This is a genomic window from Blastococcus sp. KM273128, assembly GCF_021698975.1.
GTDB lineage: Bacteria > Actinomycetota > Actinomycetes > Mycobacteriales > Geodermatophilaceae > Blastococcus.
Window position 1 is genome coordinate 1 of the sequence record NZ_SSXA01000085.1, and the last position, 16,662, is coordinate 16,662.

Genomic DNA, 16,662 nt, shown 5'->3' on the forward strand with positions numbered 1-16,662 from the left:
GCTGTGGAAGGTATCCAGAAGATCACGCGGTGGCCGCCTTCACGTGCAGGGCCCGCTGGTCACCGGGGCCGTCGCACACCACCTTGGTGGACGCCACTCGGCTCAACCCGGCGCCGGCGGAGGAGTCGGTCAAGGGAGATCGGTTCGAGGAGAGGACGCTGCCCCACACCGCGCCCCGCTTCCGGGCCGGGCACCGCATCCGGCTGCAAGTCTCCGGCGGTCGCATCCGCGGCACACGCGCAACCTCGGAACCGGCGAGCCCGTCGATGAGGCTACGTACGGGCTGCTGACCAACCACCGGATCTGCCACGGGGGCGCCGTACCCTTGTCGGTCAACCTGCCCCAGGCCTGATCGACGAGCAGACAAGTCGACAGGCCACCACACGCGACCCTCTCGTCCCAGCCGTGCGGGACGCCTCTCGCGCCTATCGCGCCGGACCCGTTCCGCTTCGTAGCCTGGGGCCGTGGCCAAGCACTTCACCGATGAGACCGCCGAGTTCAAGATGCCCCTGCCCAGGCGGCACGCTGCTGCCGACGCCGGCGAGCTGGACATGACCCAGCGCTTCGACCCCGGCTTCTCCCGTCGTCCGGCCGTGCCGGCAGTTTCTCCCCGGGACGACGAGAGCCGCTGACTCATGCGCGGCTCGATCGGGGTATGCCGATGCTGACGTTCAGCGACCTGCTGTCCCTCGAGGGTGTCGATCCGGCGCAGGTCCGCCTGGTCCGGCACCAGGACAACCGGCTGAAGCCCGGCCGGCTCTACGAGGCCTGGCGAAGCGACAGATCCGCGTTCGAGCGGTACCAGAGCGTCCAGCAGCGCAACCTGTTCGACGTGGGCGACCTGCTGGCCAGCTTCATCGTGACCGAGGCCCGGAAGACCGTGTTCGTCGGCCTCTACGAGGTCGCCGGCATCACCACCTGCCCGGCCGGCACCGTCGACGTCCTGACCGGCGGCGACGTGTCCGGCTACCACGGCTACGACCTGCGGCTGCTCGATCAACTCGGTGACTACACCGACAAGGTCGTCATCGACTGGGGTGCCGGCACTCGGAGCTGGGTCCAGCGAGCCGCCAACCAGCCCAAGCCCGTCCTCGAGATCGCCGAGCAGTACGAGCCCCGTTTCCCGGGGTTCCGCGAGTTCGTCCGGCCGGTCGACGACATCCCCACCCTCCCTCACGGCTGGCAGCAGGTGCTGCGCGCCGTGAAGGGCGTGTACCTGCTGGTCGACGTCGAGTCCGGGCAGCAGTACGTCGGCTCGGCGAAGGGTGCCGACAGCCTGCTCGGCCGCTGGCTGGAGTACGCCAACGGTGGTGATGGCGGCGACGTCCGCCTCAGGGCCGTAGCCCGCCACGGCCGCCGCCACTACCAGGTGTCGGTGCTGGAAGTCGTCGACGGCAACACCCCCGACGACACCATCGAGCAGATCGAGTCGTACTGGAAATTCAAGCTGCTCACCCGGCGCTTCGGCCTCAACGCCAACTAGCCGGCCGTGGAATGTCACGGCGCCCGGGCGGCGAGCCGTTCCAGCGCGGCGGTGAAGCTGTCGTTCCACAGGCCCAGGTGCGGCCAGCGCTCGGCGACGTGCGCCGTCGCCTCCTCGACCGACATCCCCTTCTCGCGCACCAGCCAGCCGCGGAGCACGAGACCCGTTCGAGAGGCGCCACCGTGGCAGTGCACCAGCAGGCGGTGCCCCTCCTCCTGCAGCGCCCTCATGTCGTCCAGGACGTCGGCGAGCATGACGTCGAGGTCGGCGTTGTGCTCGTTGTCGGCGATGTAGGCCATCCGGTGTACCGGGTGCGGGAAGGGTTCGCCCAGCCGGCACAGCGAGATGACGGCGAAGTCCTCCTCGCTGTACCGGGCGCCGTCCAGATTGCCGGCCCAGATGCCGGGCAGCACCTCCGTGGGCCCGATCCGCGGGATCACGCCCGGGTCGTAGTTCTGCTGCACCCCGCCGTCCAGCGAGGCGGCGAGCTGCTGCAGATCGGCCAGCCGCCACATGCGATCGCCGTGGCCGGGCACCCGCCCGTGCACCACCGACGCCCACCGGCTCGGGATCGCGCCCATCCCGAACACCGCCCCGGCCAGACCGCCGGCGACGGCGGCCACCGTGTCGGTGTCGCCGCCTAGGTCGATGACCAGCCGCAGCACCTCGGCGAAGTCCCGCCCGTTCCGCAGCGCCCACACCGCCTGGCCGAGCGTCGGCCACACCGCGCCGTTCGACTCGGTGGCCCGGTCAGGTGTCCAGTCCGGAGCCAGCACCGCCGCCCACCGCTCGCGGTGCTCGGGCAGCACCGCCTCGAGCGCCGTTGAAGTTGCTGCCAGCGGCTCGCCGCCGTCCAGCGCCGCTCGCATGAGCTCGTGGAAGATCGCGCAGCCCTCGCCGGCCGACGGGTCGCCGTGGGTGAGCGCCGAGATGCGCCGGGCGGCGTCCATGGTCGCCTCGCGCCCCTCCCGGGAGAACCGGATGGCCGCGGGCGTCGTCCGCATCAGCGAGCCGTTGCCGGCCGCGTGCCCGGAGCGGGCGAAGTGCTCGGCTGCGGCGACGTCCCACGGCCGGCCGGAGCCGAGCACGGCGCGCGTCTGGTTGCCGATGTCCGGCGGCCTGGCCTCCGCCCACGCCGAGAACCGCGCGAAGACGTCGGCCTCGTCGAGCCCGCCGCGCTCGACCAGGGAGGCCGCCACGAGCAGCGCCATCTGCGTGTCGTCGGTGAACTCGCCCGGCTCCCAGCCCAACGAGCCGCCGCCGCACATCTCCGTCCTCGACCCGCGCGCGGGCACCGGGAAGCGGGCGGAGAACTGCCCGGGCGGCCCGAACTCGAACGGGGCGCCGAGGGCGTCGCCGACGGCAGAGCCGACGAGCGCGCCGGCCACGCGGTGGGAGCGGTGCATGCGCTGGGTCACCCGGGCATCCTCGCCGACGGCGGTGCCGGCGTGTGTGCGACGCCGGACAAGGCTCAGCGGGCCTGGACGAGCAGCGGCTGGGCGACCTCGCCGATCGAGCCATGCACGTCGGAGAGCTCGCCGTGGCACAGCCCGATGCCGTCGGCAGCGATCTGCGTGCGGCAGGCCAGGTGCACCCACTCGCCGTCCGGCTCGCGGGTCAGGTGGGTGGTCATGCCCGGCGGGATGGACCACCAGCTGTCGATGGGCAGCTCCACGGAGATGCCGTTGGCGGCGTCGGCGGCGATGAGTGCGCGGTCCAGACCGGTGAGGGGCCGGCCGGCGACCAGCGGGACGCGCACCCGGGTCCAGACGTCGGCCGGCCCGGGCTCCTGCGGTGACCCGGCGGTGTAACGCCAGTCGATGGCCTGCCCGAAGCCCCAGTCGGGCAGGCCGAACAGTTCCTGCGGCGAGGAGTCGGGGACGGCCGGAGGCGGGCTGAGCTCGGTGACCACCGGCGGGGTGGGCCCGACCGCGAGCGACCACACGCGGGCGATGGCGACGGTGCGGCCGTCCACGGTCATCACCGCCTCGGTCAGGTCGATCCGACGTCCCGGGCGGACGGGGGACACCTCGACGGCCAGCTCACGGCGGGGGATGGCGCCGAAGAAGTCGACGCTGATCCGCGCCGGGCGGGTAGGCGTGCCTGTCGCCCGGGCGGCGTCGGTGGCGAGGTGGGCCAGCAGCGCGGACGGCGGTCCGCCGTGCTGGGCGCTGTGGTCCCACGGGCTCTCCGTGGCCCGGGTGGGCGCGAACCGGTTCTCGCCCAGCGGCAGGTAGAAGGCCTCGAACTCCATGACCGGCAGTCTGGCCGAAGCGGTCCTCCGGGGACCGGGCGGACGTGCCGTCGCCCGATCGGGTGGCGCTGCGGCGGACGCCTGCCCGGGTGGCCGGCTCTGTCGGTGGCGCCTGTCATGGTCCGCCCCTGCCGTCACGGGGACGGTGCAGACCAGGGAGTGGCATGGGCGGATCGGTCGGTGTGCAGGTGGGGCGGGTGTGCCCCGGGTGCGGGCGGGAGGACTCAGTCCCTCTCGTCTACGGGCTGCCGGGAGGTGACCTCTTCGAGCAGGCGGAGCACGGGCAGGTCGCGCTCGGTGGCTGCCTGGTGATGGACGAGCAGCCGGCCTTCGTCTGCCGCAGCTGCGACCTGGCGTGGGGGAGCGAGTCCGATCCCACCGCCGACGAGGCCGAGCTGGCCGGCCTGCTCGACGTGGAGCACCCCGTGCTCATCCGAGCACTGGGTACCGGGTGGCGGCGCGAGGACGCGGCCGACGGTCAGGACGGCGTGCGGTGGTTCGTCAGCGGCGAGCCGGCGCAGCTCGCGGTCGGCGTCCAAGGTCCGTGGTTCGTCCTGGCCCGCCCGCTGACGTCCTGGGGGCAGCACCGTCCCGGCCCGCTGATGGGCGACGAGCCGCGGCTGGCCCGGGACGACGTCCTGCACCAGCCGCACCTCGTCGCCGAGATGGCGGAGGCCATTGCCTCGCACCGGCGCCGGTCCTTCCGCTGGTGCCGTACCTGCCGCCGATCCACCGCGCCCGAGGCTTTCGTCGCCGCGCAGGGGTCGTGCGAGCGGTGCTCGTCCGCCTTCGCCGACCGGGATGAGTAGTTCACCGGGCCGCCGTGCCAGGCTGGAGGCGTGGTCGACGACCTGATCGTGGCGCGCAACCCCGACCCCGACTCGACGCTGCCCTACCTCGTGCGCATCCCGCTCGGCCCGGCCGGCGTCGTCGTCAAGGCCAAGGAGCCGTGGCCACGGACCGCCAAGGTGTACTGCCATCGGGCCGAGGAGTGGCCGGCCGACGCCGAGATCGTCGAGCGGCACCCCGTCCGCTCCTGCTCCCGCCGGGGACCGGCCATCGATCTCGTCCTGGCCCGCGCGCGGGAGAACCGCTCGCAACTGGTCATCACCCGGGCCCGCGGACGCGAGGTGATCTTCTGGCAATCGCCCCGGACGACGAAGCAGGCCCGCCCCGGTGTGCACCTGCCCACCGCCCGGGCGCACGGCCAGGTGCTCGACATCCTGGTCGACAGCGGCGAGAAGTACCCCTACGCGTTCGGGAGTCAGCAGGCCACCACCCGGCGGCAGCGGCTCTCCGCCGGTGACTACGCCGTCGAGTTGGACGGAGACGTGGTCGCCGCAGTCGAGCGGAAGACCCTCGAGGACCTCGCCGGCAGCCTGCTGTCGGGGAAGCTCACCTACGCCCTCGCCGAGCTGACGGCGCTGCCGCGCGCCGCCGTCGTGGTGGAGGACCGCTACAGCCGGCTGTTCAAGCTGCCGCACAGCCCCGGCGCCCGGGTCGCCGAAGCGCTGGCCGAGGCGCAGGCCCGCTTCCCCTCCGTGCCGGTCGCCTTCTGCGAGACCCGCCCGCTGGCGCAGGAGTGGACCTACCGCTGGCTCGGCGCCTGCCTCGCCGAGCTGGGCGCGGCGCGCGCGACCGAGGCGGTCGAGGGCTCGTTCGCTCTGGGCCGGCCGGTGCCGGCCCGGCCCGCCACATCCGCCGAGATCCGTGCCTGGGCTCGGAGCCACGGCATCGACGTCAACGACCGCGGCCGGATCCCGGCCGACCTCCTCCGTCGCTTCCAGCAGTCGGCGGGCTGATCGGGGGCGTCCACAGCCGAGCGGCGGCCGGGGAGCGGAAACGGACTCGGGCTACCGCGAGTGGTATCACGGCGATACCATCGCGCCCATGGCCATGACGCTGCGCATCGACGACGAGCTGGAGCGGGCGCTCGCAGCGCTCGCAGAGGCGGAGGGGACTTCGCGGCAGGAGATCGTCCGGCGCGCCGTCCTGGAGCGGCATGCACGCAGCGGCCACGCCGCGCGGGTGCAGGAGAGCTCCGCGCGGCTGGCTGAGCAGTGGGGCGATGTCCTGCATCGCCTCGGTACGGCGTGACCGAGGTCGAGTACCTCGACCTGGAAGACCTGCTGGGCCTTACCCGGGTACTGGGCGCAGGCCCGGTCAGAGACGTCGGCCTCCTGGACTCCGCCGCCGGTCGCCCTCGTGCACAGGCGTTCGGACAGGACGCCTACGAGACGCTTCCGCTGAAGGCTGCGGCCCTGCTGCACTCGGTCGTCCGCAACCACGCACTGGTCGACGGCAACAAGCGGCTGGGTTGGCTGGCGACGGTCGTCTTCCTCGACTTGAACGGCCATGCCCCGGACCTGGACGACGACGCAGCCTTCACGCTGGTGATGGACGTGGCCGCCGGTGGCGTCGACGTCGAGGCGATCGCATCCCGACTCCCGGTCATCCCTCGCTGAGCGCTCTACGGGCGTGCGTCCAACCCTGCTGGTAGCGCGCGCCGACTGGCGATCGGCCGCCGTCGCACTGCCGTGAGGTGACTCTGAGGCCGATGTGGCAGGAGCGGACCGGCTCGGCCCGAAACCTGCGGTTCTGTCCCCCCGCCGTGTCATGGTCCGCCCCGTCCGCACCCCTCGGCCGACGTCCGGCCGCGAGCGCGAAGGAGCCGTCGTGACCGTTGCCGTCGTCGACGTGGAGACCACCGGCCTGTCCCCGCGGACCGACCGCGTCGTCGAGATCGGCGTCGTCCTGCTCGACGACCGCGGCGAGGTCGAGGCCGAGTTCGAGACCCTGCTCAACCCCGGCCGCGATGTCGGCCCGACCGGGCTGCACGGCATCAGCGCCGGCGACGTCGTCGACGCCCCGGCCTTCGCCGACGTCGCGCCGCACCTGCGTTCCTTGCTCGCCGGACGGGTGCTCGTCGCGCACAACGCGCTGTTCGACCTGCGCTTCCTCGCCCGCGAGTTCGGCCGCGCCGGGCTGCCGACCGCCCTGTCGCCGACGCTGTGCACGATGCGCCTCGCGCCGCTGTTCTTCGGCTCGGGCACCCGATCGCTGCAGGCCCTGTGCGGCTTCCTCGACATCCCGCTCGTGCACGGCCACGCCGCGCTGCACGACGCCCGCGCCACCGCGGAGCTGATGCTGGCCATGCTCGCCTCCGACGTGGGTGGCGGATCGCTGGCCGGCGCCGGGGTCCGCGTCGACTTCGCCGACGACGGCAGCTACCGCGGCTTCGAGGCGCTCGACGGCGGCTGGACCGACCTCGTCGCCGCCGCGACCGGGTACGACGACGAGGACCCGTGCCCGCCGTGCCGGACGCTGCCGCGGGACGCCGCGACCGCCGCCGTCCGCGAGCGGGACGGCTACCTCGCCGGCCTTGTCGCCGCCCTGCCGGCGTTGGACGATGCGCCGCCCAGCATGGCGCCGTACCTGACCGTGCTCGACCAGGCGCTGGAGGACCGGCTGGTCAGCGTCGCCGAGGCCGACCAGCTGGTCGCGCTCGCCGGAGAGCTCGGCTGCGGACCCGACGACGTGACGGCCGCGCACCGGGTCTACCTCGAGGCGCTGGCCACCGCCGCCTACGCCGACGGAGTGGTCACCGACGGGGAGCGGACCGACCTCGAGCGGGTGGCGGCGCTGCTCGGCATGCGCAGCAGGGACGTCGACCTGGCGCTCTCGGTCGTCCGCAGCGGCGCGCAGGTCTCGCTGCCCCGGCGGGCCGAGGTCTTCTCGCCCGGAGACCGGATCGTCTTCACCGGCGCGATGAGCCGCACGCGCGACGACCTTGAGCAGGCCGCCCGGGACGCCGGGCTGCGGCCGATGTCCTCGGTGTCGAAGCAGACCAGCGTCCTCGTGTGCGCGGACCCGCACTCGCAGTCGGGCAAGGCCAGCAAGGCGCGGGCGCTCGGCGTCCGGGTGATCAGCGAGGCGGTGTTCTGGGAGGCGCTCTCGGTGACCGGGGCGCGCGCGTGACCGCCCGGCTGTTCCCCGAGGACCCGCAGTTCGCCCACTCCTCCGAGGAGCTGCTCGTCCGCACGCTGCGCGGGCAGCTGCCCGACGACGCCGCCGTCTTCTGCAACGTCCGGCTGAGCGACGGGCAGCAGGACCGCGAGGCCGACGTCGTCGTCGCCTGGCCGGGCGTGGGCGTCGCCGTCGTCGAGGTCAAGGGCGGCCATGTGACGCTGCAGCGGGGGGAGTGGCGGCAGGGTGGGGACGGCACCGACCACGTGATCCACCCGGTCGACCAGGCCGTCGCCTGCAAGCACCTGCTGTGCGGCTACCTCGCCGAGCACCCGCGCTGGTCCGCCGGCCGGCCCCGGACGGCGCACCTCGTCGCGCTGCCGGTCACCACCCTGTCGTCGGACTTCATGGCGCCCGGCCTCGCCCGCTGGATGGCGATCGACACGACCGACGTCCCGCACGCCGCCGCCCGGATCAGGGCCGCGCTGGACAAGGTCCGCGACGAGCCCGACCCGCCGACCGCCGAGGACGTCGAGGCGCTCGTCGACTGCCTGGCCGGCACCCTCATCCCGCAGCAGCACCTGCTCGCGCAGCTCGCCGAGCGCGAAGCCGCCTGCGACCTGCTCACCCGCGACCAGGCCAAGGTCCTCGACCTGCTGGCATCCTTTACCCGGGTGGAGATCCGAGGAGGTGCCGGCTCCGGGAAGACCTGGCTGGCCGTCGAGAAGGCCCGCCGCCTCGCCGCGGACGGTCACCGGGTCGCGGTCATGTGCTACTCGCGGGGGCTCGCCGAGTTCCTCAAGCGCCGCGTCGAGACGTTGCCGAAGCGGCAGCGACCGGCCTACGTCGGCACCTTCCACAACCTCGGCATCGGCTGGGGGGTGGAGCCGGGCTCGGACGACGACAGCCGTTACTGGGAGGAATCGCTGCCCGCAGCGATGGTGTCGCTGGCGGCGGAGCTCCCGGAGGGTGAGCGCTTCGATGCGGTCGTCGTCGACGAAGGGCAGGACTTCGCCCAGAGCTGGTGGGACGCCGTCCTCGCGGCGCTGCGCGACCCCGACACGGGTTCGCTGTACGTCTTCTCCGACGAGGGGCAGCGGATCTTCGCGCGGCAGGGCCGGCCGACGGTCGACCTGATGCCCATCCCGCTCAACGAGAACCTGCGCAACACCAAGCAGATCGCCGGCACGTTCTCCAGCCTGGCGCCGGAGCAGATGCGGATCCGCGGGCAGGCGGGCCTTCCCGTGCGGTTCGTCCAGTGCGCGACCGAGGACGCCGTCGGCGCGGCCGACGACATCGCCGACGAACTGCTGGACCACGGGTGGCCGCCCGAGTCGGTCGCGCTGCTGACCACGCACCGACGGCACCCCGTCCAGGTGGAGCGGCAGGCCGAGGGGCAGGACGCCTACTGGGCCACCTACTGGCAGGACGACGACGTCTTCTACGGGCACGTGCTCGGCTTCAAGGGGCTGGAGCGGCCGGCCGTCGTCCTCGCGGTCAACGGCTTCCGCGACGAGGCGCGCGCCAGGGAGATGCTGTACGTCGCGCTGTCCCGCGCCCGCGACCTGCTCGTCGTCTGCGGCGACCTGGACCTGATTCGACGCGTCGGCGGCCCGGCGGTGGCGCAGCGTCTGTCGGGCAAGGAGGGGAGCGGCCGCGGGCAGTGAGCCTCGCTGAACCGCCGATGTACGGGGAGACCCGCCGATCGGATCGACCGCCGAGCGCAGAGATCGCCACCAGCATCGCTGATGCCGTCGGCGCTGGAAGACCAACCTGGGAGTAGAAGCACGTGACTGTCGACAGCAACGCCTCGGTGCCGGTGTGGGCGCTCGCCACCGAGGAGGTCAGCGTCCCCGACGTCCTGGGCGACGAAGCGATGACGCCCGCCCGTCTGGCTGAGCTGAGGACGGCCCTGGCGACACTCGCCGCGGCTCCGATCGCGACGCTGGAAGCCCATCCGATCTCCACCCGACGCGAGCGGAACGGCGGGATCCCGCTCCACGCAGCGAGCCCGCTGGCGCAGCAGCTGTCGCAGCTGGTCGCGCAGACGGCCAAGTCGACCTCACCGACGCTGAGCGCCGCCGCCAGCGGCGAGACGCTGTACCGCATGGTGGTGCCGGCCAAGGTCGCCGCAGAGGTTGGCAAGGGGCTCGTGCGACCCATGGCCGCCAAGGGAGTCGCGGGAGGAGTTCGCAGCGCTCTGGTCAACTCTTCCGGAGTCACTTCCCACGCCGCCTTCGTCCCCGTCGCAGGCAAGGCGGCGGCTGCCGGAGCGGCAGGCGGCTCGGCTGCCACTGCCGGAGTTGCGGCCGCTGGCGCCGGAGCTCTGACGGTCGCCGCGCCACTCGTCCTGATGGCTGTCGCGGTCGGCGTCAGCGCGCACGCCGATCAGCAGCGTCAAGAGTCGATCGAGCGGATCACGGACCTGCTCGAGCAGTTGCACGAGGACAAGCTCGAGGCCGAACGGAGCGAACTCGACGGCTGCCGCGACGCGATCGACAAGGCCACCTCGATCCTCCTCGATCAGGGGCGCCTCGGTCTTTCCCTCGGCCTCGACTCCGCCGTGCACGCCATCGGCAAGGCGATGGAGCAGACCCGCAGGCGGCTCGGCAAGTGGCAGGAAGCGCTGGACAAGCTCCCTGAAGGATCGGTCGAAGTCGGCGCACTCACGAAGGCGTTCCCGGGCATCGACGAGGAAGGCGGCGCCTTCCGTGCGCATCTCGAGCTCGCGCGGCTCGTGATCGCTCTCAAGCGACGGGTCCTCGTCCTCCAGGCCGTCGAGCACGCGCAGCTTGAGGGCGGCAACCACCCCTTCAAGACGTTCATCCGCACGCTGCGGGACGACGAGCGTCGCGTCGACGAACTGGAGTCCGGGATCACCTCGGTGCTCCACCGGCTGTCGGCTCTCGAGGTGAGGCGTTCCGGCGGCTTCCTCAGCGTCGTCGTCACGCCCGGGGAGGTGGATCACCTTCTCGCGACCGCGTACCGCCTCCGCGCTCTGGGTGACGGCCTCGCTGTCGGCCTGCACCAGGCCGACGTCGCGATCGAGATCGAGCGAGGCAGCGACGGATCGCTCGTCGTCTTCCCCGCCGAGGCTGCCTGACCTGCCTTCTCGCAATTGGAGCAACCGTCGCGGGGCGGCGCTGAGACGTGCCGCCCCGCGGCAGGCCTGTTGCTGCTGGATGGGCCGTCTTCCAGTGGGCAGCTGCCTGTCGTTTCAAGCGCCGTTACCGTGCCTGCATGCCGGTTTCCATGACGATTCCCGACGTCCCCGATGACGTCGCGGAGGAGTTGGCGAGGCGTGCTTCCCGAGCCGGTCAGCCTCTGCCGGAGTACCTGCTCAGGCAACTGGTAGCGCTCGCACAGCACCCCAGCCCGGATTCGTTCTGGGACGACGTGCAGCGACGTGTGGTCGTCACCGACAGTCGGTTGTCCGGTGAGGCGATCCTCGAGCTGCGCGACGCTGACCTCAGCTGACGGTCGTGATCCCCGACTTTGCCGGTGTCGTCGACAGCGGTCGGGTCATCTGCGCGGCGGATGTCGACTTGAGTGACGGCATCTGACACGGCGACGGCAGTCCAGGAGCAACGGTCCGAATCGCTGTGTCAGCGCCGCGGTCGGGGGTCCGGCCGGCCGTGCCGATACAGAAGAGGCAGGACGTCGCCGAGTCAGGAAGCCCCCGTTGCCCAGGACCACTGCACCGCGTCCCCGCTCCCGGCCGACGACCGCCCGCAGGGCCGCGACGCGCTCCCGGCCCAGGAAGGGCTCCGGTCAGCGGCCGGCGCCGGCCAAGAGTAAGACGGCCAGAGGGGGTCGACGCCCCAGGCCCCGCCGCGCCCGGCTCCTCCTGCTCGCGGTGCTCGTGGTCGCCGGCGTCGTCGTGTGGCCGACGGTGAAGCCGCACGTGGCGACCCTGCCGTTCCTCGACTCGGTGCTCGCCGGCACGTCGCCGTCCGGGCCCGCCTGGCCGCTGACCGGCGTCCCGGCCGACACGGTTCCCGACCGCCCGGCGCTCGCCGTGAAGATCGAGAACAGCTCCGCCGCCCGCCCGCAGACCGGGCTCAACGCCGCCGACATGGTGTGGGAGCAGGTCGTCGAGGGCGGGATGACCCGGTTCGTCGCCGTCTACCACTCCACCCTCCCGCCGGAGATCGGCCCCGTGCGGTCGATCCGGCCGATGGACGCCGCGATCGCCGCACCGCTCGGCGGGCTGCTCGCCTTCTCCGGTGGCGTGCCGCCCTACATCGCCGCCGCCGAGAACGCCGGGCTGCAGGTGCTCCGCCAGGACTCCGGCGCCGACGGCTTCTTCCGGACGACGGCCCGCTCGGCGCCGCACAACGTCCACGCGACCCCGCAGACCCTGCTCGACCAGGCCGACGCCGACCACCGCTCCTCACCCGGCGTGCAGTTCGAGCACGCCGCACCGGGGGAGCAGCCCACCGCCGTCGAGGCAGGCCAACCCGCGGCCACGCTGGACCTCGAGCTGTCGAGCATCAGCACGCCCCGCTGGACCTGGAGCGCTACCGATGGTCGCTGGCTGCGCGCCGAGGGCAGCACCCTCGCGGTCCAGGCGGACGGCGCGCGGATCGGTGCCGTCAACGTCGTCGTCCTGCGCGTCGACGTCGTCCAGACCGAGGCCCGCGACCCCGCCGGCAATCCCGTCCCGGAGACGGTCCTGACCGGCAGCGGACCAGCGCTCGTCGCCTCCGGCGGGCACACCGCCGAGGCGACCTGGTCCAAGCCGGGCGTCGGTGACCGGGTGGAGCTGACCGACGTCGACGGCGACCCGGTGACCCTGGCGCCCGGGACCACCTGGGTCGAGTTGGTCCCGAACTCCGGCGCGGTCACCACCGGCTGAGTGCGCAGGAGGTCACTCCCCGGGGGCGACGACGGCGCGGCCGCGGATGGTGCCCTCGTGCAGCTTGCGATATGCGGAAGGCGCCTGGTCGAGGGTGTACCGCTCCACCTCGACGTGGATCGCCCCGGCGCGCGCCAGGTCCAGCACCTCCATCAGCTCCGACCGCCGGCCCCAGTACGGCGCCCGCACCGACGCCCCCATCGGCGTGGAGAAGAAGCCGGTCGGCAGCAGCCCACCGCCGATCCCGACGATCTGGATGACGCCGTCCAGCGCGACCGACTGCCGGGCGATCTCCAGCGTCGGCGGCGCCCCCACCATGTCGAACACCACCTGCGCGCCCACCCCGCGGGTCAGCGACCGGATCTCCCCGACGGCGGACTCGTCCGACGGCAGCACGTGGTGCGCGCCCACCTCCCGGGCCAGCTCCAGCTTCTGCTCGCTGATGTCCAGCGCGACCACGGTGGCGCCGGTGATCGCCCGCAGGATCTGGATGCCCACGTGCCCCAGCCCGCCGGCGCCGATCACCACGGCGGTGCTCCCGGCGGGCAGCGCGCCCAGCGACGAGACGATCGCGTGGTACGGCGTCAGTCCCGCGTCGGTCAGCGACACGGTGGCCACCGGGTCGAGGTCGCCGAGCGGGACCAGGTGCCGGACGTCGTCGACGAGCATGTACTCGGCCAGCGCGCCGGGGGAGCCCAGCCCCGGCGGCTGGATGCCCAGCCCGGCTGCCCGGGGGCAGTAGTTCTCCGCTCCGCGCGCGCAGGCGTGGCACAGCCCGCAGCCCCACGGCCCGTACACCGCCACCGGCTCGCCGACCTCCACGCCGGTCACGCCGGAGCCCAGCGCGTCGACCACGCCGGCGCCCTCGTGCCCGAGCGTCAGCGGCAGCCCGTAGACGTACTGCTCGGCCGGCAGGCTCATCACGAACGCGTCCGAGTGGCACAGCCCCGCGGCGGTGACCCGCAGCCGGACCTGCCCCGGGCCCGGCTCCGGCGTCGGGATCTCGACCACCTCGGGCTCGCCGCCGATGGTCCGGTACTGCACCGCGCGCATGCCTGCTCCTCCGTGCCGGGGACGTCGCCCCGGACGCTAGGGCGCGACCGCGGTGGGCGGCAGGTCGTCGCGTCCCGCGATCAGGGGCGGAAGACCCTGGCCGTGGAGGCGTTCGACGACATGGGCGCAGCTAGAACCCTTCGTCAGGGTCCGTGAGATCCAGTCCGCGCTCGGCCAGTTCGGCCCGCAGGAGCCGGACGGCTCTCGGGCCCACGCCGTGCAGGGCCAGCAGGTCTTCCTCTCGGAGCCGACCCACCTCGGACAGCCGGTTGATCCCGGCCGCGCGCAGCGCCCCGAGTGCCGGGCGGCCGATGGCACGGGGCAGGTCGTCGTCGGTCATGTCAGCGGAGACTCCGGCGGAGGTGGGAACTCATCCAGCGTCGCGGCCGGACGTCCGCCCCTTGCCGTCATCCCTCCCGCGCGCCTCGGGTCCCACCGACCCCTTCGTTGGCACAATTGGGCGTGCAAGACGCCTGTTTGTGCCAACGAGAGGGATCGGCATGCTCACCGTGGACGAGGCCGCCGAGCGGCTCGGCGTCGAGCCGGAACAGGTCCGCCGGTTGATCCGCGCGGGCAAGTTGACCGCCCGCCGGGTCGGTCGCACGCTCGTGCTCGACGAGGACACCGTGGACGGTCGAGCGCGCCTGCCGATCACCGCGGGGCGGGCCCTGGCACCCCGGACGGTGTGGGCCGCGCTGTGGCAGCTCTCCGGTGAGGACGTCGACTGGCTGCCGCCCGCGGACCGCTCGCGCCTGCTCGCCCGGCTGCGCGGCTACGACGCCGAGCGCCTGGTCGCCGCCGCCCGTGACCGCGCCGACCGCCACGAGCTGCGGGTGCTGCCCGCCTACCGGCAGCGGCTGCTCGACACCGACGGCGTCGTGCCCTCCGGGCTGACCGCGGCGGCCGCCGTCGGAGCCGACATCGTCGCCCCCGACGCAGCGGCCGAGGTGTACTGCACCGAGGTGACGCTGGCGGGGCTGCGCCGCGACCTCGGCCTGTCCGAGCGCGGCGAGGCCAACCTGGTCGTGCGCGTGCCGCGGTACGAGCTGAGCCTCGTAGGCCTCCCATACATGCCGGCCGCGGTCGTCGCCGTGGACCTCGCCGAGTCACCCGACGTGCGCACCCGCCGGGCCGGTCTCGACCTGCTCGCGGCCGCGCTGGCCGACCTGCCCCGGTGACCGGCGCGGGACCACCGGAGCCGAGGGTCGAGCTCCCGGCGCTGGCCGGCCCGCTGGACACCCTCTGGGAGCTCGTCCTCGACCTCGCCGAGCAGCTGCCGCCCACCGGCTGGGTGCTGGTCGGCGGCCAGATGGTGATGCTGCACGGCCTGCTCGTCGGGCGGGTGGCGACCCGGGCCAGCCAGGACGTCGACGTCCTCGCCGACCTGCTGACCGACGAGGCAGGACTGGCGCGCTGCGTGCGCGCGGTGCGGGAGCTGGACCTCCAGCCGCAGCCGGACGCCGCCGGCAAGGTCTACCGCTTCGTCCGGGCCCGGGACCAGGCGCGCGCCGACGTCCTCGCCCCGGACCACACCCCGCCGCGCCGGAGGCTGCGCACCGTCGGGGGTGACACGATCCGCATCGAGGGCGGCACCCAGGCGCTGCGCCGGGCGATGCCGGTGCACGTGACCAAGGGCTCGCGGACGGCGCTCGTGCCGGTGCCGGACCCGCTCGGCGCCCTGGTGCTGAAGGCCGCCGCCTGGGCGACCGACGCCCGCGACCGGGAGCGGCACAGCGGGGACGCCGCCTTCCTGACCGGCCTCATCGCTGATCCGCTCGCCGAGCGGGACCGCTTCGCCGGCAGCGACCGCAAGCGGCTGCAGCGGCTCGACGAGGTGCTCGGCGACCCCGCCGCCGCCGAGTGGCGCCGGCTCGGCGAGGCGGCCGACGACGGCTACGCCACCTGGCGCCTGCTGCTGGGCTGAACCGGCACCGGACAACACGATTCCTGGGCGCCGGGCGGTCCAGGACCATGCGGTGCGAGCATGACCGCCATGGCTACCGACCGGACGGAGCTCGTCGCGCGCTACCTGCGCGGGGAAACCGACGTCGTCGAGCCACGCGACGCCGCCAGCGTCGTCCTGCTGCGCGACGGGGCGACCGGCCCGGAGGTCTACCTGCTGCGGCGCCGCCCGACGATGGCCTTCGCGCCGGGCATGCACGTCTACCCCGGCGGCTCGGTCGACCCGCGCGACCGCGAGGCCGCCGAGCACTGGGCCGGCCCGCCGCCCGCCGACTGGGCGGCGGCGTTCTCCTGCGACCCCGGGCTGGCGACCGCGCTCGTCGCGGCGGCGGTCCGCGAGACGTTCGAGGAGTCCGGCGTCCTGCTCGCCGCACACCGGGACGGCACCCCGGTCACCGACACCACCGGCGACGACTGGGAGCGCGACCGGCTGGCGCTCATCGAGGGCACGCTGGTGCTGAGCGACTTCCTGGCCGCGCGGTCGCTGCTGCTGCGCGCCGACCTGCTCCGGCCCTGGGCGCACTGGATCACCCCGGAGTGGTCGGCCCGCCGGTTCGACACCCGGTTCTTCGTCGCCGCGCTCCCGTCCGGGCAGCGCACCCGCGACGTCGGCGGCGAGGCCGACCGGGTGACCTGGCAGCCGGTCGCCGAGGCGTTCGCGGGCTTCCGCGACGGGTCGCTGACGATGATGAACGCCACCGCCTCGAGCCTCCGCGACCTCTGCGCGCACCCGGACGTCGCCTCCGCGATGGCGGCGCCGCGGCGCATCCGGCCGGTCATGACCCGCCCGGTGCTCGCCGGCGGCCGCGTCGAGTACGTCTACGACGCCGACGACGGCCCGGTCCCGCTCTCCGCGTTGGTCGAGCCGTTCGGGTCGCGGGACATCGACCCGACCGCCATCAGCTGAACCGACGCACAACCCGGTGCACCACGCGGCCTTTTGTGCACAAAGCGCCCCCACGCGGCGTTTTGTGCACATAACGCCTCTGAACCGCCCCGGGATTGATGGAGGCACTGAAGCCACGGAAGGGTGGAGCAGTGCCAGCACCGAAGAAGTACCCAGACGAACTGCGTGAGCGGGCCGTG

18 protein-coding genes are annotated in these 16,662 nt (G+C 73.4%); 14 read left to right on the forward strand and 4 right to left on the reverse strand.

What is annotated here, in order from left to right; all coding sequences use genetic code 11:
• Positions 1-464: 464 nt before the first annotated feature.
• Positions 465-632, forward strand: coding sequence for a hypothetical protein (locus E9529_RS18535; RefSeq protein WP_236832748.1), 168 nt, complete (start codon positions 465-467; stop codon positions 630-632).
• Positions 633-655: 23 nt separating this feature from the next.
• On the forward strand, positions 656-1,483 hold the full coding sequence (locus E9529_RS18540) for a GIY-YIG nuclease family protein (RefSeq protein ID WP_236832749.1): 828 nt from the start codon (positions 656-658) through the stop codon (positions 1,481-1,483).
• Positions 1,484-1,497: 14 nt separating this feature from the next.
• Here the strand turns inward: E9529_RS18540 and E9529_RS18545 are convergent, their stop codons facing one another.
• Together E9529_RS18545 and E9529_RS18550 are read right to left on the reverse strand one after the other, a co-directional pair.
• Positions 1,498-2,901: an ADP-ribosylglycohydrolase family protein gene (locus tag E9529_RS18545; protein ID WP_236832750.1), complete on the reverse strand. Its 1,404-nt coding sequence runs from the start codon at positions 2,899-2,901 to the stop codon at positions 1,498-1,500.
• Positions 2,902-2,954: 53 nt separating this feature from the next.
• Positions 2,955-3,737 (reverse strand): thioesterase family protein, encoded by a 783-nt coding sequence (locus E9529_RS18550; protein ID WP_236832751.1) that lies wholly within the window; start codon positions 3,735-3,737, stop codon positions 2,955-2,957.
• Between the two features lie 164 nt (positions 3,738-3,901).
• Between E9529_RS18550 and E9529_RS18555 the strand changes: the two genes are divergently transcribed.
• The 9 genes from E9529_RS18555 to E9529_RS18595 all read left to right on the forward strand — a co-directional run bounded on the left by E9529_RS18555 (position 3,902) and on the right by E9529_RS18595 (position 12,561).
• The gene (locus E9529_RS18555; protein ID WP_236832752.1) at positions 3,902-4,546 is read left to right on the forward strand and encodes a hypothetical protein; all 645 of its coding nucleotides are present in this window, start codon (positions 3,902-3,904) and stop codon (positions 4,544-4,546) included.
• A 30-nt stretch (positions 4,547-4,576) separates the two neighbouring features.
• The gene (locus E9529_RS22825; protein WP_236832753.1) at positions 4,577-5,539 is read left to right on the forward strand and encodes a histone-like nucleoid-structuring protein Lsr2; all 963 of its coding nucleotides are present in this window, start codon (positions 4,577-4,579) and stop codon (positions 5,537-5,539) included.
• An 88-nt stretch (positions 5,540-5,627) separates the two neighbouring features.
• The gene (locus E9529_RS18565; RefSeq protein WP_236832754.1) at positions 5,628-5,834 is read left to right on the forward strand and encodes a ribbon-helix-helix protein, CopG family; all 207 of its coding nucleotides are present in this window, start codon (positions 5,628-5,630) and stop codon (positions 5,832-5,834) included.
• The gene (locus tag E9529_RS18570) at positions 5,831-6,202 is read left to right on the forward strand and encodes a type II toxin-antitoxin system death-on-curing family toxin (protein WP_236832755.1); all 372 of its coding nucleotides are present in this window, start codon (positions 5,831-5,833) and stop codon (positions 6,200-6,202) included. Before E9529_RS18565 ends, E9529_RS18570 begins: the two co-directional genes overlap by 4 nt.
• 211 nt (positions 6,203-6,413) lie before the next feature.
• Complete coding sequence (locus E9529_RS18575) at positions 6,414-7,715, forward strand: 3'-5' exonuclease (RefSeq protein WP_236832756.1); 1,302 nt, start codon at positions 6,414-6,416, stop codon at positions 7,713-7,715.
• Positions 7,712-9,370, forward strand: a complete 1,659-nt coding sequence (locus E9529_RS18580; protein WP_236832757.1) for a nuclease-related domain-containing DEAD/DEAH box helicase — start codon at positions 7,712-7,714, stop codon at positions 9,368-9,370. Before E9529_RS18575 ends, E9529_RS18580 begins: the two co-directional genes overlap by 4 nt.
• Before the next feature lie 122 nt (positions 9,371-9,492).
• Positions 9,493-10,806: a hypothetical protein gene (locus tag E9529_RS18585; RefSeq protein ID WP_236832758.1), complete on the forward strand. Its 1,314-nt coding sequence runs from the start codon at positions 9,493-9,495 to the stop codon at positions 10,804-10,806.
• Between the two features lie 137 nt (positions 10,807-10,943).
• Positions 10,944-11,180: a hypothetical protein gene (locus tag E9529_RS18590; RefSeq protein WP_236832759.1), complete on the forward strand. Its 237-nt coding sequence runs from the start codon at positions 10,944-10,946 to the stop codon at positions 11,178-11,180.
• A gap of 379 nt (positions 11,181-11,559) precedes the next feature.
• Positions 11,560-12,561, forward strand: coding sequence for a DUF3048 domain-containing protein (locus tag E9529_RS18595; protein ID WP_236832760.1), 1,002 nt, complete (start codon positions 11,560-11,562; stop codon positions 12,559-12,561).
• Between the two features lie 12 nt (positions 12,562-12,573).
• On the opposite strand, the gene E9529_RS18600 is transcribed toward E9529_RS18595, so the two are convergent.
• Both E9529_RS18600 and E9529_RS18605 read right to left on the reverse strand, forming a co-directional pair.
• Positions 12,574-13,614, reverse strand: coding sequence for an NAD(P)-dependent alcohol dehydrogenase (locus E9529_RS18600; protein WP_236832761.1), 1,041 nt, complete (start codon positions 13,612-13,614; stop codon positions 12,574-12,576).
• Positions 13,615-13,744: 130 nt separating this feature from the next.
• Positions 13,745-13,954, reverse strand: a complete 210-nt coding sequence (locus E9529_RS18605) for a DNA-binding protein (protein WP_236832762.1) — start codon at positions 13,952-13,954, stop codon at positions 13,745-13,747.
• 160 nt (positions 13,955-14,114) lie between these two features.
• Here E9529_RS18605 and E9529_RS18610 point away from each other — a divergent pair, with 160 nt between their 5' ends.
• Genes E9529_RS18610 through E9529_RS18620 form a run of 3 tightly spaced genes read left to right on the forward strand, consistent with a single transcriptional unit; the run spans position 14,115 to position 16,483 of the window.
• The gene (locus E9529_RS18610) at positions 14,115-14,792 is read left to right on the forward strand and encodes a helix-turn-helix domain-containing protein (protein ID WP_236832763.1); all 678 of its coding nucleotides are present in this window, start codon (positions 14,115-14,117) and stop codon (positions 14,790-14,792) included.
• Entirely contained in the window at positions 14,789-15,538 is a 750-nt protein-coding gene (locus tag E9529_RS18615; protein WP_236832764.1) for a hypothetical protein, read from the forward strand. The genes E9529_RS18610 and E9529_RS18615 overlap by 4 nt, the downstream gene beginning before the upstream one ends.
• Before the next feature lie 60 nt (positions 15,539-15,598).
• Positions 15,599-16,483 (forward strand): NUDIX hydrolase, encoded by an 885-nt coding sequence (locus E9529_RS18620; RefSeq protein ID WP_236832765.1) that lies wholly within the window; start codon positions 15,599-15,601, stop codon positions 16,481-16,483.
• Positions 16,484-16,662: the final 179 nt, after the last annotated feature.